Source organism: Streptomyces sp. AC627_RSS907 (genome assembly GCF_019049165.1).
The window spans coordinates 63,180-86,707 of sequence record NZ_JAGMUE010000012.1 but is presented as its reverse complement, the minus strand read 5'-3'; the positions used below and the strand labels follow the sequence as shown (position 1 = coordinate 86,707).

General features: G+C 74.0%; 20 protein-coding genes and 2 pseudogenes. 10 read left to right on the top strand and 12 right to left on the bottom strand.

Annotation, left to right across the window (positions count from 1 at the left end):
- The first annotated feature begins 528 nt into the window (after positions 1-528).
- On the top strand, positions 529-1,134 hold the full coding sequence (locus tag KUM32_RS04005) for a TetR/AcrR family transcriptional regulator (RefSeq protein WP_217140363.1): 606 nt from the start codon (positions 529-531) through the stop codon (positions 1,132-1,134).
- 83 nt (positions 1,135-1,217) lie between these two features.
- Here KUM32_RS04005 and KUM32_RS04000 read toward each other — a convergent pair whose 3' ends face one another.
- Entirely contained in the window at positions 1,218-1,364 is a 147-nt protein-coding gene (locus KUM32_RS04000) for a hypothetical protein (RefSeq protein WP_217140362.1), read from the bottom strand.
- A 152-nt stretch (positions 1,365-1,516) separates the two neighbouring features.
- Here KUM32_RS04000 and KUM32_RS03995 point away from each other — a divergent pair, with 152 nt between their 5' ends.
- Positions 1,517-1,690, top strand: a complete 174-nt coding sequence (locus KUM32_RS03995; RefSeq protein WP_217140361.1) for a CsbD family protein — start codon at positions 1,517-1,519, stop codon at positions 1,688-1,690.
- A 75-nt stretch (positions 1,691-1,765) separates the two neighbouring features.
- Here the strand turns inward: KUM32_RS03995 and KUM32_RS03990 are convergent, their stop codons facing one another.
- A complete protein-coding gene (locus tag KUM32_RS03990; protein ID WP_217140360.1) occupies positions 1,766-4,519 on the bottom strand; it encodes a SpoIIE family protein phosphatase/ATP-binding protein in 2,754 nt (917 codons plus the stop codon).
- Positions 4,520-4,959: 440 nt separating this feature from the next.
- On the opposite strand from KUM32_RS03990, the gene KUM32_RS03985 reads away from it, so the two are divergent.
- Together KUM32_RS03985 and KUM32_RS03980 are read left to right on the top strand one after the other, a co-directional pair.
- The gene (locus KUM32_RS03985; RefSeq protein WP_217140359.1) at positions 4,960-5,388 is read left to right on the top strand and encodes an ATP-binding protein; all 429 of its coding nucleotides are present in this window, start codon (positions 4,960-4,962) and stop codon (positions 5,386-5,388) included.
- A gap of 166 nt (positions 5,389-5,554) precedes the next feature.
- A complete protein-coding gene (locus tag KUM32_RS03980; protein ID WP_308408587.1) occupies positions 5,555-5,833 on the top strand; it encodes a hypothetical protein in 279 nt (92 codons plus the stop codon).
- A 36-nt stretch (positions 5,834-5,869) separates the two neighbouring features.
- On the opposite strand, the gene KUM32_RS03975 is transcribed toward KUM32_RS03980, so the two are convergent.
- Positions 5,870-7,453 carry a glycerol-3-phosphate dehydrogenase/oxidase gene (locus KUM32_RS03975; protein WP_217140358.1) on the bottom strand — a complete coding sequence of 528 codons (1,584 nt, stop codon included), beginning with the start codon at positions 7,451-7,453 and terminating at the stop codon, positions 5,870-5,872.
- The gene (locus tag KUM32_RS03970) at positions 7,450-8,067 is read right to left on the bottom strand and encodes a TetR/AcrR family transcriptional regulator (RefSeq protein WP_217140357.1); all 618 of its coding nucleotides are present in this window, start codon (positions 8,065-8,067) and stop codon (positions 7,450-7,452) included. The genes KUM32_RS03975 and KUM32_RS03970 overlap by 4 nt, the downstream gene beginning before the upstream one ends.
- A gap of 69 nt (positions 8,068-8,136) precedes the next feature.
- Here KUM32_RS03970 and KUM32_RS03965 point away from each other — a divergent pair, with 69 nt between their 5' ends.
- Together KUM32_RS03965 and KUM32_RS03960 are read left to right on the top strand one after the other, a co-directional pair.
- Positions 8,137-9,771 carry an FAD-binding oxidoreductase gene (locus tag KUM32_RS03965; RefSeq protein WP_217140356.1) on the top strand — a complete coding sequence of 545 codons (1,635 nt, stop codon included), beginning with the start codon at positions 8,137-8,139 and terminating at the stop codon, positions 9,769-9,771.
- Between the two features lie 41 nt (positions 9,772-9,812).
- Positions 9,813-10,694, top strand: coding sequence for a YegS/Rv2252/BmrU family lipid kinase (locus KUM32_RS03960; RefSeq protein WP_217140355.1), 882 nt, complete (start codon positions 9,813-9,815; stop codon positions 10,692-10,694).
- Positions 10,695-10,748: 54 nt separating this feature from the next.
- Here KUM32_RS03960 and KUM32_RS03955 read toward each other — a convergent pair whose 3' ends face one another.
- From KUM32_RS03955 to KUM32_RS43205, 3 genes and pseudogenes are all read right to left on the bottom strand, one after another.
- The gene (locus KUM32_RS03955; protein ID WP_217140354.1) at positions 10,749-13,028 is read right to left on the bottom strand and encodes a catalase; all 2,280 of its coding nucleotides are present in this window, start codon (positions 13,026-13,028) and stop codon (positions 10,749-10,751) included.
- Positions 13,029-13,165: 137 nt separating this feature from the next.
- Positions 13,166-13,396 (bottom strand): hypothetical protein, encoded by a 231-nt coding sequence (locus KUM32_RS03950; RefSeq protein ID WP_217140353.1) that lies wholly within the window; start codon positions 13,394-13,396, stop codon positions 13,166-13,168.
- Positions 13,397-13,837: 441 nt separating this feature from the next.
- Positions 13,838-13,988, bottom strand: a pseudogene (locus KUM32_RS43205) (metallophosphoesterase); the annotation flags it as partial.
- 100 nt (positions 13,989-14,088) lie between these two features.
- Between KUM32_RS43205 and KUM32_RS03945 the strand changes: the two are divergent.
- The 4 genes and pseudogenes from KUM32_RS03945 (at position 14,089) to KUM32_RS03935 (ending at position 16,794) form a co-directional block, all read left to right on the top strand.
- Positions 14,089-14,721, top strand: coding sequence for an RNA polymerase sigma factor (locus tag KUM32_RS03945; protein ID WP_217140352.1), 633 nt, complete (start codon positions 14,089-14,091; stop codon positions 14,719-14,721).
- Positions 14,714-15,685 carry a CU044_5270 family protein gene (locus KUM32_RS03940; RefSeq protein WP_217140351.1) on the top strand — a complete coding sequence of 324 codons (972 nt, stop codon included), beginning with the start codon at positions 14,714-14,716 and terminating at the stop codon, positions 15,683-15,685. The genes KUM32_RS03945 and KUM32_RS03940 overlap by 8 nt, the downstream gene beginning before the upstream one ends.
- A gap of 156 nt (positions 15,686-15,841) precedes the next feature.
- A pseudogene (locus tag KUM32_RS45190) lies at positions 15,842-16,135 on the top strand (Tn3 family transposase); the annotation flags it as partial.
- Between the two features lie 269 nt (positions 16,136-16,404).
- Entirely contained in the window at positions 16,405-16,794 is a 390-nt protein-coding gene (locus tag KUM32_RS03935) for a DUF4406 domain-containing protein (RefSeq protein WP_217140350.1), read from the top strand.
- A gap of 484 nt (positions 16,795-17,278) precedes the next feature.
- On the opposite strand, the gene KUM32_RS03930 is transcribed toward KUM32_RS03935, so the two are convergent.
- From KUM32_RS03930 to KUM32_RS03910, 5 genes are read right to left on the bottom strand one after another with little or no spacing between them, the layout of a single operon-like run.
- Positions 17,279-19,174: a DUF2264 domain-containing protein gene (locus KUM32_RS03930; RefSeq protein WP_217140349.1), complete on the bottom strand. Its 1,896-nt coding sequence runs from the start codon at positions 19,172-19,174 to the stop codon at positions 17,279-17,281.
- A complete protein-coding gene (locus tag KUM32_RS03925) occupies positions 19,171-20,151 on the bottom strand; it encodes a hydroxyacid dehydrogenase (RefSeq protein WP_217140395.1) in 981 nt (326 codons plus the stop codon). Before KUM32_RS03925 ends, KUM32_RS03930 begins: the two co-directional genes overlap by 4 nt.
- Positions 20,152-20,210: 59 nt before the next feature.
- Positions 20,211-21,074 (bottom strand): carbohydrate ABC transporter permease, encoded by an 864-nt coding sequence (locus KUM32_RS03920; RefSeq protein WP_217140348.1) that lies wholly within the window; start codon positions 21,072-21,074, stop codon positions 20,211-20,213.
- Positions 21,071-22,060, bottom strand: a complete 990-nt coding sequence (locus KUM32_RS03915; protein ID WP_217140347.1) for a carbohydrate ABC transporter permease — start codon at positions 22,058-22,060, stop codon at positions 21,071-21,073. Before KUM32_RS03915 ends, KUM32_RS03920 begins: the two co-directional genes overlap by 4 nt.
- Before the next feature lie 25 nt (positions 22,061-22,085).
- Positions 22,086-23,417 (bottom strand): ABC transporter substrate-binding protein, encoded by a 1,332-nt coding sequence (locus KUM32_RS03910; RefSeq protein ID WP_217140346.1) that lies wholly within the window; start codon positions 23,415-23,417, stop codon positions 22,086-22,088.
- Positions 23,418-23,528 lie beyond the last annotated feature (111 nt).

Genomic DNA, 23,528 nt, shown 5'->3' with positions numbered 1-23,528 from the left:
GGGTGGCCGGGCGGGTGCGAACTGTTTTGAACTCCACGCCACGGCTGACGCGGGCGTGAGGCGCCACGGTCGCGCCCTCGCTCGCCCCGCCCGTCGTGAAGGAGTCCCCCCGTGCACCGTCCCGACGGCCGCCCGGCCCCGAACCGGTGGCGGGCCCGGTGGGTGACCCTGGTCGCCGGGTCCATGATCCTGCTCGACGTGACGATCGTCGCCCTGCGGACCAGGGATAGGGCTCCGACCGGGGGCCGCGGGGGGCCGGCGGTGGTGGGCGCGGGATCGCGTGTGAGGTTCGCCGGTCTCGGTGTCGCCCGGTCCGGGCGCGTGGGGCGTGGCCATCGTGCGGCGCGGACGCGGAGGCCGGACCCGCGGTGGTGGGGGCAGGTGTGCGCGGGCAGTCGGCGGGGGCAGGCGTGCGCGGGCAGGTCGCAGGCGGCGGCGCGCTTCGGCTAACCTGAAGCGGAGCGATGCTCCAGAAGAATATCCGGTGCACCGCTCCGTTTTGTCAAGCGGCGTCAGAGGGAAAGCGTCATGCCCACCGAGAGCCCCACCGGCCCCAGCGGGAAGGCGCCGGCCCGAAGCAAGCGGGCCGACGCACTCCGTAACCAGCAGGCGGTACTCGCCGCGGCCGCCGAGGTGTTCGTCACCTCGGGCGTCGACGCGCCGATCCGCCAGATCGCGGCCCGGGCGGGTGTCGGCATGGCCACGATCTACCGTCACTTCCCGACCCGTGCGGATCTCGTCACCGCCGTCTACCGCCACCAGATCGAGGCGTGCGCCGAGGCCGGCCCGAATCTGCTGGCCGACGCCGACTCCCCGTTCGACGCACTGCGCCAGTGGATCGACCTCTTCGTCGACTTCCTGGTCACCAAGCACGGCCTCGCCGACGCGCTGCAGTCCGACAGCAACCGCTTCGCCGCGCTGCACACCTACCTCGTCGACCGGTTGGAGCCCGTCTGCGCCCAGTTGCTCGACGCCGCGGTCGACGCCGGCGACATCAGCCCCGGCACACGCCCCTACGAGCTGATGCGTGGCATCGGCAACCTCTGCATCGGGCGCGACACCGACCCCCGCTACGACCCCCGGCACCTGATCGAGCTGCTCCTCCAGGGGCTGCGGGGGTCCCGGGCGTCCTGATGCCGACGGGCGACACCGGCGGACGCGTGCGCGGACCCTCCGTCACGCCTCCTCCGCCGTGCGGTGCACGGACCGGCCCTCGCTCACCGGCGCTTCCCGAACTTCCGCAGCATCTCCTGGGCCTGCGCGCGGCGGCGGGGGTCCGAGGCCGCGCGCCGCGCCTGCTCCACCGCCCGGCGGCCCTGCGGGCTGCGCGCGAAGCGCTTGATGCGGTCCAGTATTCCGGCCATGACGACCTCCAGGGCGACGACGGTTCTCCTCGTCTGTCCTCCTACCCCGAGGTCCCGCGACCACCCGGGCGGGCCGCCGCCGGGTTTGGCCTCGCGGGGAAGGGCACCCGTAGGGCAGGACACCGCAAGCCGACGCCGAGAGGTGAACCACTGTGGCCGGCAACAAGAAGTCCAAGGCCAAGATGGAACAGGTCAAGGGGAAGGCCAAGGAAGCCGCCGGCCGGGCCGCCGGCAACGAGAGGATGACGGCCGAGGGCCGCGCCGAGCAGGCCAAGGGCGACGCCCGGCACGCCAAGGAGAAAGGCAAGGACGCGTTCCGGCACTGACGCCGACGCGTCACGCGGGCCGCGGAACCACCCGGTTCCGCGGCCCGCGTGACGCGTCGGGCGGTCCCGCCTGGGTCAGGGGATGGGCTGCTCGGCCCAGATGACCTTGCCGGCCGGGGTGTAGCGGGTGCCCCAGCGCTCGGCGAGCTGCGCGACGAGGAACAGTCCGCGCCCGCCCTCGTCCGTCATCGCGGCGTAGCGCAGATGGGGCGAGGTACTGCTGCTGTCGAACACCTCGCAGACGAGGCTGCGGTCGCGCAGGACCCGGACGTGGACGGTCTCGCCGCCGTACCGGATCGCGTTGGTGACCAGCTCGCTCAGGATCAGCTCCGTCGTGAACGCCAGGTCGTCCAGCCCCCACTCCGTCAACCGCCGCGTGACCCGGGCCCGCACCTCGCCGACCGCCGCCGGGTCGGACGGAACCGCCCATTCCGCGACCCGGCCGGGACCGAGCGCGTGCGTGCGGGCGACGAGCAGCGCGATGTCGTCGCCCGGGCGCTCGGGGAGCCGGGCGTCGAGGACGGACCGGCACGTCTCCTCGGGCGACTCGCCTGCCGTCTCGAGAGCCCGGCGCAGTTGTTCCAGGCCCACGTCGATGTCGTGCTGCCGGTCCTCGACCAGTCCGTCGGTGTACAGGACCAGCCGGCTGCCCTCCGCCAGGCGCAGCTCGGTCGTCTCGAACGGGAGGCCGCCCAGGCCCAGCGGAGGGCCGGCGGTCACCTCGGGGAATTCGACGCGGCCGTCGGGGTGGATCAGCGCCGGGGGCGGGTGACCGGCGCGGGCGAGCACACAGGCGCGGGAGACCGGGTCGTAGATGGCGTAGAGGCAGGTCGCGCCGGTGACCGGCGCGCTGCTCTCGTCGGCCGACTCGTCCTGGTCGATGCGGCCGACCAGCTCGTCCAGCAGGCTCAGCAGTTCGTCGGGCGGCAGGTCGAGGGCGGTGAAGTTGTGCACGGCCGTCCGCAGCCGTCCCATGGTGGCCGCGGCGTGCAGCCCGTGGCCGACGACGTCGCCGACCACGAGCGCGACGCGGGCCCCTGACAGCGGCAGCACGTCGAACCAGTCCCCGCCGACCCCCGCCTGGGCGGGCAGGTAACGGTAGGCGACGTCCAGGGCGTTCTGGTCGGGCATCCTGCGGGGCAGCAGGCTGCGCTGGAGGGTCACCGCCATGTTGTGCTCGCGCGTGTAGCGACGCGCGTTGTCGATGGAGACCGCGGCGCGTGCGACCAGTTCCTCGGCGAGGGCCAGTTCGTCCTCGTCGAACGGCTCGGGCTTGTCCGAACGCCAGAAGCCGACCACCCCGAGCACCAGGGTGCCCGCCCGCAGCGGCACCGTGATCAGTGAGTGGATGCCGAACTCCATCACCTGGGCGGTGCGTTCGAGGTCCTGTGCCCGCCAGTCCCGGGCCCGGCCGAGGCGGGCTTCCAGCACGGGCCGGCCGGTGCTCAGGGCCCGGCCGTGCGGGGTGGACGGCGCGTAGTGGATCCCCGGGCCCACCGGGTAGAGCGGAGCGTCCTCGCGGATGCCGCCGAGCGCGGCTCGGCTCAGCCGCGTCGCGCCCTCCGGCTGACCGCCCGCCAGTACGGCGTCGTACAGGTCCACGCTGACGAAGTCCGCGAAACGGGGCACCGCCAGTTCCGCCAGCTCCTCGGCCGTACGGGTGACGTCCAGGCTGGTGCCGATGCCCACGCCGGCGTCGTACAGCATGTCCAGGCGCTCCCGGGCGGTCTCGGCCCGTCCGGACAGGGCCCGCAGCTCCGTGGAGTCGCGCAGTGTGGCGACGCTGCCGGCCGGGCCGCCCCGTACGTCCGTGGGCCGCTGGTTGACCGCCAGCAGCCGGTCCTTGACCAGGTGCACCTCGTCCGTCGCGGCCTTTTGGGAGGCCAGCAGCTCCGCCGTGTCGGCCGGGAGCCCGAGGTCGAGCACGTGCCGCCCCTCGGCGTCGGCGGGCAGGTCGAGCAGGCGGCGCGCCTCGTCGTTGGCGAGCAGCAGGCGGCCCTCACCGCCGGCGATGAGCACGCCCTCCCGGACGGAGTGCAGGACCGCGTCGTGGTGTTCGTACATCCGGGTCATCTCGTGCGGCCCCAGGCCGTGCGTCTGCCGCAGCAGCCGTCGGCTGACGAGCGCCGTGCCTCCCGTGGCCAGCGCGAGCCCGACGGCCGCCGCGGTCAGGACCAGCGGGAGCTGCCGGTCGGCGACGCCGCCCACGTTCTCCGTGGTGATGCCGGCCGAGACCAGACCCACGACCGTGCCGTCGGGCGCCTCGACCGGGACGACCGCCTGGACCAGCGGCCCCAGGGTGCCCTCGATCTCCTCCGTCACCGTCTTCCCGGCCAGCGCGGGGGCGATGTTGCCCACGAACTTCTTGCCGATGCGGTCGGTCCGGGGGTGGGTGTAGCGGATCCCGTCGGTGTTCATGACGACGACGAAGTCCACGCCCGTCGCCCTGCGTGTCGCCTCGGCCCGTGGCTGGAGGAGCGCGGTGGGGTCGGGGGCGCGCAGCGCCTCGCGGGTGCCGGGGGCGTCGGCGAACGTCGCGGCCACGGCGGCCGACCGGTTGCGTGCCTCCGTCTCGCTGTCGTGCCGTACCTGGAGCACCAGAGCGACCACCGCGGCCACCACGAGCAGCAGCACGATGACCACGTTCAGGACGAAGACCTGACCCGCGACACTGCGTCCGGACAGCGCCGAGCGCACAGCCGCGGCACGCCGCCGCCGTCCCGCGCCTGCTCCCCGCCGTGAACGGTCCTCGTCTCGCCGGCGTCGGGCGAGGGGACCGCTGGGACGACGGGGTGACCGCTCTCCCGATCGACCCCTCAGCCGGACCATGTGCCCATGTCTACACTGCCGCGCCGCAGGAGGCGAGGGGCACCCCGTGGGACGGGCGACGGGTGACGACCGGCCGGACGATGTCGTGGGGTCGGTCCCCGCGCGTCCGCGCAGAGGAGGACAAGGCCGGCACCCGGCCCGACGCGGAACTCCGTCGGCGGGTACCGGGGCCTCAGGGCCCGCGCCGAGCCCCGGCCCGCAGGGCGGGCCCAGCGCATCGGTGCGCCCGTCCGGGTGGCGCCGGCGCACCGGGCCGCAGCCGAGCCCGGCCCGGTGCGCCCCCGGTCATGCCCGGTGCTCCCCGGCAAGGCGGCGGTCAAAAACGGCGCGTCCAACAGAAGTTGGGGCAAGGTGCCGGTAAGAACCGTCCCGGTGCGTATCGTGAGGGGGCAGGGGCCCGCGCGCCCCACTCGGCCCCGGACCGGACAGTGAGGCTCTGTATGACTCCGGCGCACGGACCCGATGCCGCGGACGCCTCCGCCGTGTCCACGGCGGTGGAATTCAGGGGCGGCTCGGCGATGATCCCCGCCTCCCGGGACGTCGTGCACGGCTTCGTCGGGCGACTCGGCGAGGGGAACGTGGAGCTGGCCGACAGCTTCCTCGACGCCGCCCGCCTGGTCGCCACCGAGCTGGTGACCAACGCGCTCCGGCACGCGCCCGGACCCTGTCGGCTGGAGCTGACCCTGGTGGAGGGCGGCGTGGAGATCGCCGTGTCGGACACGGGGGACGGGTTTCCCACGTTCCTGCCCCGCGACCCCCTGCGGGTCGGCCGGCACGGCCTGGAGATCGTGACGCGCCTGTGCGACGAAGTGATCACCAAGCCCCACGCGACGGGCAAGACGGTGTACGCGCGCCTGCCGCTGCGCTGAGCCCGGCGCCGGGGGCGGTGGTCCGGCGGACGGCCGGCCACCGTGCCCGGCGCCGTCGCACCGGGCCCCGGTGCACGAGGCCGTGGGGCGCGGACGCGGTCCTCCTGACCGGCCCCGACGGGCTCGACGCGCGCGACCGCGCTGCGCTGACTACGGTCGAGATGTGGTGGCACACACATTCGAGGAGCTCGTGCACAAGCGCCGCGCGGCGGACCTGGCACAGCACCGGGTCGAGGAGCTGCGCGACTCGTACGGGCCTCCTACGCAGCATGAGTGGACCCGACGGCAGTCGCAGACGTACGAGACCGCCGTACGGGCGTGGCGCGACCTGGACCGGGACGCGCAGTCCGCGATGACGGAGTACATCAAGGAAGGGGGCCAGTCCCGGCACAAGATCGAGGCGAAGGTCCGCAAGGCCGTCCAGGACGGGGGCCAGGGCACCTGAGCGGTGCGGGCTGAACCCCGCCGGGCCCGGCGGGGTTCAGGCCTGCGCGTCCGCGACCTCGCCGACGAGAGCGCGAGCGGTGTCCAGCGCCGCCGCGCGGTCGGCGGGCACCAGCCCGATGCGGGTGCGCCGGTCGAGCAGGTCGGCCTCGTCGAGGGCTCCCTCGTGGCGCAGCGCCCAGAGCAGTTCGGCCCCGGTGACGGGGTGGTCCGGCAGGACGCGCTCGCCGAGCCGGGGATCTCGGGCGGCGAGGGCCTGGACGGCCGGTGCCTCGGTGCCGTAGCGCCGCACCAGGCGGCGCGGGGCGCGCAGCGCGGCCAGGGCGTGCGGCGCGGCGGCGCCGACCAGGGGCAGCGCGGCGGTGCGGGACGGGCCGGCGGCCAGCCGGCGGGCGGCGACGGCGGCGTCCACCGCGTCCTCGGCCATGCGCCGGTACGTGGTGAGCTTGCCGCCGACCACGGTGATCACCCCCTCCGACGAGGTGAGCACGGCGTGCCGACGGGAGACGTCCGCCGTACGGGGCCCGCCGCCCGGCCGGCCGGCGGGCGTGGTGTCCAGCAGCGGGCGCAGGCCCGCGAAGGCCCCGACGACGTCCGCGCGCCGGGCCGGCACGTCCAGCACGGAGCCGAGCACGTCGAGCAGGAAGCCCACGTCGCTCTCCGGCACCTCGGGCACGTCCGGGATCTCCCCGTCGACGGGCTCGTCGGTCAGTCCCACGTAGACGCGGCCGTCGCCCTGCGGCAGCACGAGGACGAAGCGGTCGGTCTCCCCAGGGACCGGCACGTGCAGGCCCGCCGGGAGCGGGCCGAGCCGGTCGGAGCGCAGGACGAGGTGGGTCCCGCGGGAGGGCCGGACCCGGATGCCGTCCACGAGGCCGCCCGCCCACACGCCGGACGCGTTGATCACCGCGCGGGCCCGGATCACACCCTCCTCACCGGTGACCTCGTCGCGTATCCGGGCGCCGGACGAGGTCAGCTCCAGGGCGCGGACACGGGTCAGGACGCGGGCGCCCCGCGCGGCGGCGGTCCGGGCGAGCGCCGTCACCAACCGGGCGTCGTCGGTGAGCCGGCCGTCCCAGGACAGCAGGCCGCCGCGCAGCCGGTCGGGGCGGAGCGCCGGCGCGAGGTGGCGGGTCTCCACGGCGGAGAGCCGGCGCGGCGCGGGCAGCGTGGCCCGCGCCGTGCGCGCCGCCAGACGCAGGGAGTCGCCGGCCCGGAACCCGGCCCACGCGAGGGCCGCCCGGCCGCGGGAGACCAGCGGGGTCAGCGGGAGCACGAACGGCTGGGCGCCCACGAGGTGGGGCGCGGTGCGCTCCATCAGCACGCCGCGCTCCACCGCGCTCTCGTGGGCGACGTCGAGCTGGGCGGAGGCGAGGTAGCGCAGGCCGCCGTGGATGAGCTTGGAGCTCCAGCGGGAGGTGCCGAAGGCCAGGTCGTGCGCGTCCACCGCGACGACGCTCAGACCGCGGGCCGCGGCGTCCAGGGCGGTGCCCGCACCGGTCGCGCCGAGGCCGACGACCAGGACGTCCACGACGGGGCCGCCGACGGCGTCGGCCAGTTCGCGCGAGCGCCGGGCCGCGGACAGGGAGGCCCCGGCGGCGGGGACGCTGGTCGGGGTCATGGCGTGAGGGTCCTCTCCAGGACGGTGCGCAGCTCCGCCAGGAAGGCCGCGGGGGACAGCTCGGCGTCGTCCTCGTCGGTCATGGTCCGCAGCGACAGGGCGAAGGACTGGACGACCAGCAGCAGGGACCGGGCCTGCCGCTCGGGGTGCCCCGGGCGCACCGACCCGTCGGTGTGCCCCTCCCGCACGGACCGGGCCAGCAGCTCCAGCAGCGCCTCCTGGCTCGCCCCCCGGCGGTCCAGGACGTAGGGCAGCAGCAGCTCGGGATCGACGTCGACGATCTTGCGGAAGAGCGGGTGGTCGCGGAAGGCCGCCACGCCCGCCACGAGCCCCTCGACCATGCGGGTGCGCGTGTCCAGGCCCGCCCGGGGTCCGGGGACGGCCCCGGTGGCCACCGCGACCCATTCGCGGGTCATCAGGTCGCCGACCAGGGACCGTACGTCGGGCCAGCGCCGGTAGAGCGTCATCCGGGAGACGCCGGCCCGGCGGGCCACGTCGGTCATGGTCGTACGGCGGACACCGACGGCCAGGACGCAGTCGCGCACGGCGTCGAGCACCGCGTCGTTGCCCGCGGGGTCCGGTCGGCCCGAGTGGTTGTGACGATTAGGCGTCATGTGTAACAGTGTAACGCCCGTGGGGCCACGCCGACGGCATCCCCGCACCGACCGTGAGGACGACAGGCCATGGACATGCTGTGGAACGGCTGGGGCGATCCGGACCGGGCGACGCCGCTGCCCGACACGGTGACCGGTCTGCTCGGCGAGCTGCTCGGCGTCCGGCCCAGCGAGGCCGCGTCCGTAGCGCTGGAGGAGATCGAGGTGCCCCGGTCGCCGCTGGACGCCGCCGCCCACCGAGCGCTCGCGGCCGCCGTCGGCGACCGCGCGGAGTGCCTGCGCACGGACGCGGAGACCCGCGTCCGGCACACCCGCGGCAAGTCCACCCCCGACCTGCTGCGGATACGCGCCGGCGACACCGCCGACACCCCGGCCGCCGTCGTCCTCCCGGACAGCCACGACGAGGTCCTCGCCGTGCTGGAGGCCTGCGCCCGACACGGCCTCGCCGTCGTCCCGTTCGGCGGCGGCACCTCCGTCGTCGGCGGTCTCGCCCCCGGTCGCGGCCGGCCCTTCGTCGCCCTCGACCTGCGGCGCATGAACCGCCTGCTCGGCCTCGACGAGGTCTCCCGCACCGCCACCCTGCAACCCGGCCTGCGCGCACCCGAGGCCGAGGCGCTGCTCGCCGGACACGGGTACACCCTCGGGCACTTCCCCCAGTCCTACGAGTGGGCCACCATCGGCGGCTTCGCCGCGACCCGCTCCAGCGGACAGGCCTCCGCCGGCTACGGCCGCTTCGACGACATGGTCCTCGGCCTGACCCTCGCCACTCCCGAGGGGACCCTCGACACCGGCCGTGCCCCCCGCTCGGCGGCCGGACCCGACCTGCGCCAGCTCGTGCTGGGCTCGGAGGGGGCCTTCGGCGTCATCACCTCCGTCACCGTGCGCGTCCGCCCCGTGCCGCGCGTCCGCCGCTACGAGGGCTGGCGCTTCGCCTCCTTCGACGACGGCACCGCGGCCCTGCGCCGCCTCGCCCAGGACGGCCCGCGTCCCACGGTGCTGAGGCTGTCCGACGAGGCCGAGACGCTGATCGGCCTCGCCCAGCCCGACGCCCTCGGCGACACCCTCGCACGGCGGGACACCGGATGCCTCGCGGTCGTCGGCTTCGAGGGCACCGAGGAGGACACCGCGCACCGCCGGGAGGGCGCCGCCCCCGTGCTGCGCGAGAGCGGCGGCACCTTCGCCGGCGAGGAACCGGGGGAGCGCTGGGCCCACGGCCGCTACTCGGCGCCGTACCTGCGCGACGCGCTGCTCGACGCCGGGGCGCTCGCCGAGACCCTGGAGACGGCGGCCTACTGGTCCCGCCTCCCCGCCCTGTACGCCGCGGTCCGCGACGCCCTCACCGGCACCCTCACCGAGGCCGGGACGCCACCGCTGGTCATGTGCCACATCTCGCACGTCTACGAGAACGGCGCCTCCCTGTACTTCACGGTCGTCTCCGCCCAGGGCGAGGACGCGGTGGCGCACTGGGCGCGGGCCAAGCACGCCGCCAACGAGGCGATCCTCGCCACCGGCGGCACCATCACCCACCACCACGGGGTCGGCACCGACCACCGCGACTGGTACGTCCGCGAGGCCGGCCCCCTCGGCGCCCGGGCCCTGTGCGCCGTCAAGCGGAGCCTGGACCCCGCCGGGCTGCTCAACCCGGGGATCCTGCTGCCCGCGGACCGGAACCACGCAGCCGTCCGGCGCCCGGCCACCCCGTGAGACAACAGTCCGGCCCCACCCGTCAGCCCGGAGGCACGTCCATGCGACAGTTCACCGCCGTCGTCAACCCCACCGCGGGCGGTGCCGCCCCGGCCGCCGCGCTGCTCGGGGTGGCCCGGCTGCTGCGGGAGGCGGGCGCGGAGCTCGAGACCGAGTACAGCCGCAGCCTCGCGCACGCCCGGGAGCTCGCCCGGCAGGCCGGACAGCGGGGCCGGGTGGTGCTCGCCGTGGGCGGCGACGGCATGGCCGGCGGGATCGGCGGTGCCCTCAGCGGCACCGGGGCCCTGCTCGGCCTCGTCCCGGCCGGCCGCGGCAACGACTTCGCCCGCGCCCTGGACCTGCCCACCGAGCCCGCCGCCCTCGCCCGGGTGCTCCTGCGCGGGCGAGGGCGGCCGGTCGACACCATCGAGGTCACCTCGGCCGTCCACGACCGCACCGTCGTGCTCGGCAGCGTCTACGCCGGTGTCGACGCGCTCGCCAACCGCCACGCCAACCACGCGCGGCTGCTGCGCGGTACCGCCTCCTACTACGCGGGTGCGCTGCGTGCCGTCGCGAGCTGGCGTGCGACGCGCTACCGGGTCACCGTCGACGGCGAGGAACGGGCGTTCACCGGTTACACGGTGGTGGCCGCCAACTCCGGCTACTACGGCTCCAACCGCCTCATCGCCCCGTCCGCCCGGGTGGACGACGGACTGCTGGAGGTCGTGATGATCCACGAGGCGCCGCGACGGCTGTTCTTCGCCCTCATGAGCGAACTCGGGTCGGGCGCCCACGTGCGCAGGCCCCAGGTGCGCGTCCTGCGCGGCCGGGAGGTCCGCATCGACGCCGACCGGGCCGTACCCTACGGCGCCGACGGCGAGGTCGAGGCCGTCGTCCCCGTCACGGCCAGGGTGCTGCCCGGGGCCCTGCGCGTCCTGTGCTGAACACGCCGCCGGGCCGGACGCCGACGACGGCGAGCGGCCCGGCGGGTGCGCGGATCAGCCCCGGGGGGTGGTGAAGCGTTCCCAGACCCGGTGGGAGCCCATCAGCTCCGTGACCCGCGCCAGGGCCGCGGTGCCGGACTCGGCGACGACCACACCGGGAGCGTCGGCGGGAACGCCCGAGGCCTGGAGAGCCGTCTCGCCGCCCGCCCAGACGCCGATCGCCTTGCCGTGCCGGAAGGCCTCCGACACCAGCAGGCTCACCCGCGGGTCGATCGCGCCCGGCCCCATGGGTGCCGGAGCGGCCTTGTAGTCCCGTGGCGTGTAGGCGTCGCCGCCCATCTCGGGCGTCCCCGCCAGCAGGACGGCGTCGAACTCCACGGACCGCGCGGTGACGTAGCTGCGCTGCACGGTCAGCGCCTCGCCGCCCGAACCGATGGTGCCGCCGGTCGGCGCCACCACCAGCGGCACCATCCCCGCGTTCAGCACCGCCTCCCGCACGGCCGCCACGCCCTCCAGATCGGCCCCGCCGGTCACGATGCCGACGATCCGGCCCTCGACGGGCCAGGTGCGCCCGACCTGGGACAGCGCCGGGCTGGGTTCGACGTCGGCCAGTGGCACGGTCGGCTGCGGGGCGGGCAGGCCGAGCCCCTCGGCGACGCCCGCGCACAGCTCCGGGTCGATGTTGGCCAGGACCTGGAGGGTCCGCTCCCTGACGGCCTGTTCGTAGCACTTGCCGAGTTCGAAGGTGTAGGCGCCGATGATGTGCTCGCGTTCCACCGGGCTCATGCTCAGCCAGAACCGGCGCGGCTGGCTGAAGTGGTCGGCGAACGACTCCGGCGCCTCCCTCACCTTGGTCGCCTCCGGGACCCGTACCGGCGCCTCGATGTACGCGCCTTCGGCCGCCCCGGCCACGAACGGGCACCCGCCGTCGAGGGAGTTGGGCCGGTAGGGCGCCACCCCTCGGTGCACGGCGGTCTGGTGCATGCCGTCGCGCAGCATGTCGTTGACCGGGGCGTGCGGCCGGTTGATCGGAAGCTGCGGGAAGTTGGGGCCGCCCAGACGCGTGATCTGGGTGTCCAGGTACGAGAACAGCCGCCCCGCGAGCAGCGGGTCGTCGGTGATGTCGATGCCGGGCACGAGGTGGCCGACGTGGAAGGCGACCTGCTCGGTCTCGGCGAAGAAGTTGGACGGGTTGCGGTTGAGGGTCATCAGCCCGATCGGCTGCACCGGGGCCAGTTCCTCGGGGACGATGTTGGTCGGGTCGAGCAGGTCGATGCCCTCGAAGGTCTGCTCCGGGGTGTCGGGGAAGGTCTGGATGCCCAGCTCCCACTGCGGGTGAGCGCCCGCCTCGATGGCGTCGGCGAGGTCCCGGCGGTGGAAGTCCGGGTCGACGCCGTTGATGATCTGGGCCTCGTCCCACACCAGGGAGTGCACGCCCAGCTTGGGCTTCCAGTGGAACTTCACCAGCGTCGTGGCGCCCTCTGCGTTCACCAGCCGGAAGGTGTGGACGCCGAAGCCCTCCATCATCCGGTAGGAGCGCGGGATGCCGCGGTCGCCCATGAAGAAGATGGTGTGGTGGGTCGCCTCGGTGTGCAGCGAGACGAAGTCCCAGAAGGTGTCGTGCGCGCTCTGCGCCTGCGGGATCTCCCGGTCGGGGTGCGGCTTCGCGGCGTGGACGACGTCCGGGAACTTGATGGCGTCCTGGATGAAGAAGACCGGGATGTTGTTGCCGACCAGGTCGAAGACGCCCTCACTGGTGTAGAACTTCGTCGCGAAACCACGGGTGTCGCGCACGGTGTCGGACGACCCCCGCGAGCCGACCACCGTGGAGAACCGCACGAACACCGGCGTCTCCACGTCCGCCGCCAGGAACCCGGCCTTGGTCACGGAGGCCGCCGTGCCGTAGCTCTGGAAGACCCCGTGCGCGCCGGCGCCCCGGGCGTGCACCACGCGCTCCGGGATGCGCTCGTGGTCGAAGTGCATGACCTTCTCGCGCAGGTGATGGTCCTGCAGCAGCACGGGCCCGCGCGGCCCGGCCTTCAGCGAGTGGTCGGTGTCGTACAGCCGCGTGCCCTGGGCGTTCGTCAGATAGCTCCCGGACTGCGCGACCCGGGCCTGCTCGGCACCGGTCGGCTGGCCGGTCGGCGACACGGTGTCCGGACCGCTCTGGTCCGGCTTCGGGGGCAGCGGCTCCCTGGGCTCGGTGGGCTCGGCGACGGGGGGCGACTCGGGACCGGGCTTGCCGGGAATCCCGTCGGCCGGTCCACCACCGTCGCCCTGCAGGGTCTCGGTGACCTTGTGGGCTACCCGCTTGAGGGGGTTGGCCTCGCTCATCAGCCATTTCTCCGTTCTGCGCGGGCCGCTGCACGCGGCCGGGTTGATTCGAGTACCGACTGGGCGTGTGGGGCCGTGACCGCGTACCCAGCGATCGGGACTCAAGGCATGGGCGCGGGGGAACGGAAGCGGTCGGCTCAGGTGAGGGTCTCCCCGTCGTGGACACCGCCCCGGCCGCGTGCCGTGGAGGAGCCGGTGCCCGCCCCCTCCCGGTCCGCAGGGAGGTTCGCCCCGCCGCCCCGGACGCGTTCGGTCGCTCTCACGCCGCCCGGACGGTGTGCGGCGCGGGGTACGACGGTCCTCGCCGGAGCGGCGCACGGGACCGACACGGCCAGGGCCGCGATCACGGCCCACGACGACTGGCGCATGGGGGGAGCTCCTTCTCACCGGTGCCGTACCAGCGTCACCGGCGCGGATGCGACGCGCCACCGGAGACGCGCGCACGAGGGAGGGCCCCGACCGGACACACCGGTCGGGGCCCTGGAAACGCCCTGACACGAGCCGCGGGCGCCCCCGTACGGACGACGCGGGTGGCTGCCCGGCGGCGGGCCCCGGGTGCCTGCTGCGGGCGGCGGCTGTCCGGCACGAGCGGCGGGTCGCCGGTACGGGCCACGGACGCCCGGCACGGGCAAGGGCGGAACGCCGAGCGTCCAGACCGGGAGCGACGATCTGATCACGGCCTCAAGGGCGCCGGCGCCCTCGGCAAGACCGAGCGCGCCAAGGAGACCAAGGCGGCCGGCCTCCTCCACTCCTGTCCGGCGCCGGACAACCGGCACTGCGCGCAGACGTCCGAGGGACGGTCAGCTCGGAGTGGTACGGAGTTCGCCGCCCGGGCCCAGCAGGGCCCAGTACGCTCCGGTCCGTCCGTAGGGCATACCGATGCCGCTGCCCGGGTCGATCACGAGCCGGCCGTGGGCGAGGCGGACGAGCCGGGATGCGGGTGTGGCCGCGGACCACGGTGTCGCCGAGGGGGGCTGAGGGAACCGCTTCGGCGGGATGGGCGAAGGACAGGTGAAAGCCCAAGTATTCGAGCGTCGTCCCTTGGACGAGAGGAGCCCCGATGACCGTCGGACCAGGCGTCGGCACCGGCACCGCGCGTGCCGATGCGGAGAGCGACGCCTCAGTGATCGCGCGGTCCCGGGACGAGCCCGAGGCGTTCGCCGCGCTCTTCGACCGGCACGCCGACGCCGTGCACCGCTACGCGGCCCGCCGCCTCGGCGGTGAGGTCGCCGACGACCTCGTGGCGGAGACCTTCACCACCGCGTTCCAGCAGCGGCATCGCTACGACCCGGCCCGCGGCGCGGGCGCCGACGCCCGGCCCTGGCTGTTCGGCATAGCGACCAACTTGGTCGGCCGGCATAGGCGGGCCGAGGCCCGCCGGTTCAGGGCCATGGCCCGGGTCCCGGCCCCCGCCGACCACGACGAGCCGCTGGCCGACCGGGCCGCGGACCGAGTGGTGGCGCGGGCCGTACGCCGCGAGCTGGCGGCGGCACTGGCCGCGCTGCCCGCCCGGCACCGGGACGTGCTGCTGCTGGTGGCCTGGGGTGATCTCGGCTACGAGGAGGCGGCCCAGGCCCTCGGTATCCCCGTGGGCACGGTCAGATCACGGCTGCACCGGGCTCGCAGCAAGCTGCGCGAAGCATTGGGCGGATCCGATCCGACGGCACTGCGAGAGGTGTCCGACCATGAATGACGAACTCGAACTCTTGAGGGAGTGGGACGCGGACGCGGCCCCGCTCACCGGTCCGGCCCGGGACCGGGCCCGGCACCAGTTGCTCAACGCGATGGCCCACGCGGACCGGCGCACCGGCACCGGCCCCAGCCGCCGCCGTGCACTGCGCCTCGCGGCGGCCGCGGTGGTCACCACGGCGGTCGCGGGGACGGCGGTGCTGACCGGCACGGACGGCTCCGGCGAGGGCGGCGCACCGGGCACGAGCACCCCGCGGGTGGAGAACGCCGCCGCGACGGTGCTGAACGGGGCGGCGGCGTGGGAGCGCGAGCAGGAGAAGGAGCCGGTGGCACCCCGCGACGACCAGTTCATCTACTCGAAGCGGATCATCAAGGAGACGGAGCAGGAGACCGGCGAGGTCAAGTCCTACACCGACGAGATGTGGGACTCGGTGGACGTCTCCAAGCCCTCCTTGTCCATGGAACTGGGCCGCGAGATGTGGGAGGAGGCCGAGGAGAAGGGCGGCGGGGTGTGGCCACCCCGGAAGTGGAGCGAGCTGAAGAAGCTCCCCCAGGACCCGGAAAGGCTCGTCCTGGCGATCCTCTCCTTCGGCTCCCGCGCCGACGACCGGTCGATCGGCGATCTCGACGAGCCCGATCGGTACGAGGCCTACTGGCTGCTCGGCGAGCTCCTGAAGAACCCGGTGCTGCCCAGGGGACTGCGCCCCGCGGCGTACGAGGCGCTGGCCCTCGTGCCCGGCGTCAGGACGATCCCGGGAGTGAAGGACTCCGCCGGGCGGGCCGGGGTGGGGATCGCCCATACCGGGCGCGGGTCCTACAAGAGCAAGTACCTGATCTTCGATCCGGCGTCGTACGAGTTCCTCGGCTTCCGCGACGAGCGGGTCTCGGCTTCCGGGAAGGAGAAGTACATCCAGCTGTCGCACGTGGTGGACTGGGGGATCGTCGACCGGGTGAGGCAGCGCCCGTAGGCCGCTGTCCCGCGGTCGGGACCCTCGGGGCCGCCGGCACCGGCAGACGGTCGCCGGCGGCCCCGAGGTCTGCCTCCGGGAGGTCAGTGCGGATGCCGCAGCCGGGATTCCAGGACCAGACGGCGGTACTTGTCGTGGTCGTAGCCGCGGTCACCCATCCCGCGCCTCGCCGAGGAGCCCGGCTACCGGCGCCGGACCAAGGTGCAGGCCACCCTCCAGGAAGGCCGCCACCCGCTCGTCCGGAAGATGATCTTGCACGGCCGCGCCGGGCAGCTCTGCCGGCGCTGCAGGACGGCATGGAGGACCGGATCGGGTCGCTCGGCCTGGTCCTCGACGTCCTCGTGCTGTTCAACACCCGCTCCGTGGACGCCGCCTTGCTCCTTCCGGCTTCCCGGCCTGCCCGGCGGCCTGCGGCCCCTGCGCGACAAGCACGTCCCCGACGACGCGTGACCGCGCGGCCGGCCCGTCGACCAGCACGGACGACGCGGTGAACAGGGTGCCGGTGGGAGCGGGGAGGGAGATGACCGCAGCGGTCGCCCCGGAGGCCCGGGCTCCCGCTGCCTCGCCCGGGAAGCAGAGGACCGCGCCGATGACGTACGGTCCAGGACTGACGCCCCTGGACGCGGTCGTTCCTCGCGGACGGTCAACCGCATGCCCTCGGGACACCGTCGTTCTCGTCCCCGCGGGCATCCCTTGGGCCACACCACCAGGAGGAACCAGTGTCATACCCGCACCTGCTCACCCCCGAGGAGAAGCTCGCCGACGCGAAGAAGCTGCTGAGCCTCCCGCGTATCGTCGTGATCTGCGGCTCCACCCGCTTCATGACCGAGATGACCGAGGCCGATCTGCGGGAGACCGAAGCCGGGAGGATTGTCGTCAAACCGAGCGGTGACATGAAGTCGCCGCACGCGCTTCGGTCCGATCCTGTCGAGGCCGAGGCGCTGAAGGTCCGACTCGGCGATCTGCACCGGGCGAAGATCCGGCTCGCCGACGAGGTGCTCGTGGTCGGCGACTACGTCGGCGACAGCACCCGAGCCGAGATCGCCTACGCCCGGTCGCTGGGCAAGCCCGTGCGCTTCACGCACCCCGAAGCCGACCCTGACGCCTGACCGCCCGCTGCCGGCCACCCTCGTCTGCGGCGGCCTCACCTACCTGGTGCACTGCCACCTGGCCTTGGGGCGAGCCGCTGACCGTCGGTCTGACGGGGTGCTGGAGTGTCGGCCATGGTGGTGGCGGCGGTCGTTTCCCGGCAGGAGTTCCGCCGGGCCTGCTGCTCTACGCGGATGTGGCCGGGGCCTGACAACTCGCCACCGCTCATGGCCGCGCGCACCGCGAGGGGCTCGGCGCGAGCCGCCGTGGATGTCCGGCAACGGGCCCGGAGGTGTCCGGCGTGAGCCATGGGCGCCCGGACGGCCGGTGCGTGCCCGGCGCGCACCAGGAGGAGCCCGGCGTGCCACGGACGTCCGGCCCGGCCCGGGCCAGGCGGCGCCCGTCACGGGCCCGGCGGTGTGCCCCGGCCCGTGCCGGGTGGTGTGCTCCGGCCCGTGCCGGGTGGTGTGCTCCGGCCCGTGCCAGGCGGTGTCCGGTGCGTGCCTAGCTCGTCGTGTGGGTCACCCCCACCGGGTCGAACGTGACCCGTGTGCGCGCGCCGTCGAGTGCCCAGGTCACCTCGACGCCGGTGGCGTCGGCCACGACCTCCGCGACGGCCTCCGCCGGCGCAGCGGGGCCCGGCTCACCGGTGAGCGCCGCCAGGCACACGTGCAGGGAGGTTCCGCCCGCGTCGCCCGACAGCCGGGGCATCTCGGCCCACCGCGCGTAGGCGGTGCCCTGCGGGGCGCGCACGGTCCCGGGCTCGGGGTGCCAGCCGTGCAGGCCGTGCAGCGCCGAGACCAGGGGCTCCTCGGGGCCGGTGGCCCAGCCGGTCTGCGTGAGCCGCGTCCCGGCCGGCGCGCCGACCACCCGGTGCACCCGCAGCTCGTACGGCCCCCGCGCCACGGTCACGCTCTCCACCCGCAGCCCCGGCACCATCGGAGGCCCGCCGGCGAACACGGGCCGGTGCCAGGACGCCGCCCAGCCCCAGCCGTCGCCGTGGCCCGCGCCGAGCGGATGGACGCGGCGACGCACACTGCGCCGGCCGTTCACCTCCACCGACAGGTGGTTGTCCGCGACGTTGCCGGACGCGGTGGGGCCCGTCCGGGTCGAGTACGCCTGCCGCCCGTAGTGCGGGTCGTCCTCGGCGGCCGTCTCACCCTCGTGCGGCCGCACGTGGTCGCTGCCGTGGTTGTGCAGCCGTACGATCCCGTCGTCGCGGGTCGCCTGCACCAGCAGCCCGGGGGCGTTCAGGGCCAGGACCCGGTCGGCCACCTCCACCGGCGCGGGTTCCTCCGCGGCCGTCCACAGCGGGTGGCCGGCCGGTGCGAGGAGCGACACGAACGCCTTCGACGCCCAGTACGGCGAGGCCGGGCCGGAGTACGGCTGCAGCGACGCCTCGTGCGGCCCGTGCCAGCCCAGGCTGAGCAGCCCGTCGTCGGTCAGCGAGCCGCGGTCGAGGAAGTAGCGCAGACTGCCGCTCGCCAGCCGGCGCGAGGCACCCGGCGTCAGCGGCGTGTGCCCGGTCAGCGCGCCCAGCCCCACGGCCGAGGAGGCCGCGAAGCGGTATGCCAGCGACCGGCCGAAGTGCACCGGCGCCCCGTCGCCGCCGAACATCAGCGAGTAGCTCTCCAGGTGCGCACGGAGCCGGTCACCGTACCGCGCACCCTGCTCGGTGTCGCCCGACAGATGGGCGTCCAGCACCGGGTACAGGTGCAGGGCCCAGCCGTTGTAGTGGTCGAAGGCGCGGCCGTCGCCGTCGGCGTACCAGCCCTCGCCCCGGTACCAGCCTTCCATCAGCTCCAGCGCCCGCTCCCGCACCGCGGCCGTCTCGGCGTCGCCGCGGCCGACCGACTCCAGGAAACCGGCGACCGTGTACGGGAACAGGTACCAGTTGTTCGGCGACGGCACGTGCCGCAGCGATCCGCGCAGCCACTCCTCCGCCCGGTCCTGGACCCCGGCGTCGAGGTGCTTCCACAGCCACGGCGCGGTCAGCCTGAGCCCGAGGGCGACCGAAGCCGACTCGACCATCGGCTGGCCCTGGACGTCGTGGTCGAGGATCAGCGGCCAGGACTCGGTGTCGTCGCGGCCGGGGGAGCGGGTGCCCGCGGAGAGGCCCCGCGCGTACCGGTCGAGCCAGCCGTGCGGATCGTCGCCGTCGGCGCCCGCGACCCGGAACGCCGCCGCGAGGAACGTCCGGGCGAAGCCCTCCAGACCGTCGGAGCGCACCCCCGACCGCGAGGGCCGCCCCGGCAGGTCGAGCAGGGCGGAGCCCGGAGTGCTCCAGCGCCACGCAGCCTCCAGCAGCCCGTCCGCGACGGCCTCCCAGTGGGCCCGGGTGTAACCGGTGTACGGGCTCAGCGCCCGGTTCTCGGTGGGCAGTTCGAACGGGATGCTCATGCCAGGAACGCCAGCCTTTCGCGTCGTACGGGATGGAGGAAGCCGGCACCGGAGGCCCAGCGGGCGCTCTCGGCGAGGGCGAGGTCCGCCAGGCGGCGCCACTCGTTGCCCTCGGAGCCGGCGAGGTGCGGGGTGATCAGGGCGTTCTCGCAGTCCCACAGCGGGTGGTCCGCGGGCAGCACCTCGGGGTCGGTGACGTCGAGGACGGCCCGGATCCGGCCCGCGAGGACGGCGTCGGTGAGCGCTTCCTGGTCGACGACCGCGCCCCGGGAGGTGTTGATCAGTACGCCCCCGGCCGGCATCGAGTCGATCAGGGGGCGGGAGACCAGGCCCCGGGTGGTGGGCAGCAGCGGGGTGTGCACGCTGACGGTGTCGCAGCGCGCGAAGAGCTCCGGCAGCTCGACGCGTTGGACGCCGAGTTCGGCGGCGTCCGCCGCGCTGACGTAGGGATCGTGCAGCAGGACGTCGATGTCGTGCGGGCGCAGCAGCTCCACGACCCGGCGGCCGATCAGCGACGCCGACAGGATGCCGACCGTGCGGCGGTAGTTGCCGACGCTGCGCGGGGTGTGCAGCCAGTTGCCGCGGACGCGGGAGGCCCGGAAGTCGCGGGCCCGCTCCAGCACCCGCTTGCCGGTGAGCAGGATCATCGCGAGGGTGTACTCGGCCACCGGCACGGCGTTGGCCGCGGCGGCGGAGGACACCTCGATCCCCCGCTCCCAGCACGCGTCGGTGACGTGCCCCCGGACGCTGCCCGCCGTGTGCACCACGGCCCGCAGCCGCGGCGCCGCCCGCAGTACCCCGGCGTCCAGCGGCGGACAGCCCCAGCCGGTGATCAGCAGCTCGACGTCGGCCAGCACGGATCCGGCCCGCGGTGTCGACAGGTCGTCCAGCGCCGGGAGGGGCGCGAGGTCGCACACCCGGCGGAACGCGCCGAGCGACTGCGGGTCGAGGACGGCCGCGGCGGCGTCCTGGGACATGGCCACGGCGGCACGGGGCCGGAACCCGCGGCCGGGCGCGTCGGGGGCGTGCGGGTCGGTCACTTGACGGCTCCGGCGGTCAGGCCGCTGCGCCAGAAACGCTGGAGCAGCACGAAGGCGAGGATGAGCGGCAGGACGGCGAGCAGCGAACCCATGATCACCACGGGGTAGTACTCCGGCGAGACGGAAGCCGAGCTGTTCCACTGGTACAGGCCGAGACTGACCGGATACAGGTCATGGTCGGACAGCATCACCATGGGCAGGAAGAAGTTGTTCCAGATCGCGGTGAGCTGGAAGAGGAAGACGGTGATCAGACCGGGGCCGAGCATCCTGAGCGCCACGCGCGCGTACGTGGTCAGCTCGCCCGCCCCGTCGACGCGTGCCGCCTCCAGCACCTCGTCGGGCACGTAGCCCCGGCTGAAGACGCGGCCGAGGTAGACGCCGAACGGGTTGAACAGCACCGGGATGAACACCGCCCAGAAGGTGTTGACCAGGCCGGCCTCGGAGGCCATCAGGTACAGCGGCAGCGCGAGCACGGTCTGCGGCACCATGACCGCCGCGAGGACCAGGCCGAACAGCTTCTCCTTGTGACGGAAGCGGTACTTGTCGAAGGCGTAGCCGCAGGCGACGCTCAGCAGCGCGCCGAGGGCGGCGCCGAGCACCGCGTAGAGCAGGCTGTTGAGGTACCAGCGGCCGTACAGTCCGCCGTCCATGGCGAACAGGTCCTCGAGGTTCTGCACGAACGAGAAGTCGCTCAGGGACAGCAGGTCGCTGCTGAACAGCGCGTCCCGGGTCTTCGTGGAGGCGAGGAGCAGCCAGAGCACGGGCAGCAGCGTGTAGAGGACGGAGACGGCGACGACCACGTTGACCGTCGCCCGGCCCAGCAGCCTCGGGCGGAGCAGGGAGCTGTCGGTGGCGCTCATCGGACCTCCTCGGCGGTGTCGGCGCGACTGGTGAAGCGGGTGACGCCGTAGGACAGGGCGATGGTGCAGACGAGCAGGACGACCGAGGCGGCCGCCGCCAGGCTGTAGTTGTTGCGGGTGAACGCCGCGTCGTAGATGTACATGCTGGGTGAGAAGCGGGAGTTGATCATGGGGGAGGACTGGCTCAGCAGCATCGGCTCGGTGAACAGCTGGAGCGCCCAGATCAGGGTGAAGATGGCGACCATCACGATCGAGGACCGCACCAGTGGCGTCTTGACCTGGAGCGCCGTGCGCACCGGTCCCGCGCCGTCCACCACGGACGCCTCGATCACCTCGCGGGGCACGGCCTGCAGGGCGGCGTAGAAGACCACCATGTTGTAGCCGAGGTTGCTCCACAGGGCGATGTTCACGATGGATGGGATCACCGTGTGGATGCCGAGGAAGTCGATCGTGATGTCGGCGCGGGCGAACAGGTCGATCACCGGGCTGATGCCCGGCGTGTACAGGTACAGCCAGATCAGTGCGGCGATGATGCCGGGCACCGCGTGCGGCAGGAACAGGCCGAGCTGGGCGAAGGCGCGCAGCCGCACCACCCCGGAGTCCAGCAGCAGGGCGAGGGCGAGCGCGCCGAGCACCATGAGCGGGATGTAGATCAGGCAGTACAGGGCCACCGTGCCGAGCCCCCCGAGGAAGGTGGGGTCGGCCAGGACGGCCGCGTAGCTGCGCAGACCGACGAAGACCGTGCGTTCGGGGCCGAAGCCGAGGCCGGGCTGGTCGTCGCTGTAGAAGCTGAGGTGGACCGCCGTGCCGACGGGGATCAGGAAGACGGTGACCAGCAGGGCGAAGAACGGCGTCATCAGGACGCCGCAGGCGGCCAGTTGGCGGCGCTTCGCCGCTCTGCGGGCACGCAGCCCGAAGGCGGAGGGTGCCGGGACGGTGGCGCGGGACGCGCCGGCCGGCACCCGTGGCCGGGTGGTCGTGGTCATGGGGTGTCACCTGCCTTTCGTCGGCTCAGGTGCTGCGCTGGGTGGTGGACAGGCCGAGGGCCTTGAGGTCGGGCATCGTGCCCTCCTGCGCGGTGCGCAGGGACTCGACGAGGGAGCCCTGGCCGGCGCCGACGCGGGCGAAGGAGTCCTGCATGACCTTCTGGGTGGCGCTCATCCGCGGACCCCACAGCCATCCCTCGCCGATCCTCTCGGCCTCCTGCTCGAACAGGCTGTAGATGTCCTGTCCGCCGTAGTACGACCGGTCGAACGCCTCGCGGCCCACGGTGACCAGGTCGGGGGCGGCCGGGTACTGGCTGCTGGTGCCGCTGGAGAGGCGGGCGCGCAGGGCGTCCGGGTGGGAGACCTGCCACTCGATGAACTCCATGGCGGCCTCCGGGTGGCGGCTGTCCTTGGTGACGGCGAAGGTCGAGCCGCCGTGCGTGCCGGCCGAAGGACGGGCGGTGTCCCACTGCGGCAGCGGGGCGATCCGCCACTGGTTCCTCTGCCCGGGCCGCGCGTTCATCTGGGCGCCGGCGTCCCAGGCGCCGCTGAGCCGGGTGAGGACCAGGCCGTTGCCGATCTGCGCGTCGGCCTGCCTGCTCTCTACGGCGTTCACGAAGACGTCGTCCCGGTCGATGAGCCCCTGCCAGTAGTCCGCGACCCGTCGGGAGGGCGCGTCGGCGAGGGAGACGTTCCAGGCGCCCCGGGAGGTGTCGAACCAGCGGGCGCCCGCCTGCCAGGCGTACGCGGCGAACTGGGTCATGCCGTCGGTGGGGAACAGCACCAGGCGCCGGCCGGGCGCCTCCCGGTGCACGGTCGCCGCCTGCTCGGCGAACTCGTCCCAGGTGCGCGCGACCCGCAGACCGAAGTGGTCGAACAGATCGGCGCGGTAGTGCATCACCATGGGTTCGACGTCCAGCGGCACGCTGAACACCCGTCCCTCGAAGGTGGTCAGACCGAGTGCCTGCGGCAGCAGCTTGCGGCGCAGGCGGTCGCCGATGAGGTCGGTGATGTCGCGGGCGACGCCGTCGATGGCGTACCCCGGCACCTGCGGGTACTCGATGGTGGCGACGTCGGGCGCGTTGCCGGCCCGGGCGGCGTTGCTGAGCTTGGCGTACCCGCCCTGCCCGCCGGAGGGGATCTGCTGGAACTCCACCTGGATGTTCCTGTGCGTGCGGTTGAACGCGTCGACCACCTGCTGGCTGCCGCGCAGGGCGGACCAGAAGGTGATGCGTGTGGTGCTGCTCGTGCGGGCCGACGAGGCGCCGTTCTCCCCGCTGCAGGCGCTCGCGGCTCCTGTCAGGGGTACGGCGGCCATCGCGGCGAGCACGGACCGACGGCTGGGTCGTCCGGGCATGGCGCCTCCCGCGGCTCCTGCGGGTCCGCGTGGGTGCGGACCCGACTGTTCGGGACACGGGAATCCTGAAGGCTCCGATACAAACGGTCAATAGATCGATCAGAAGAAAAT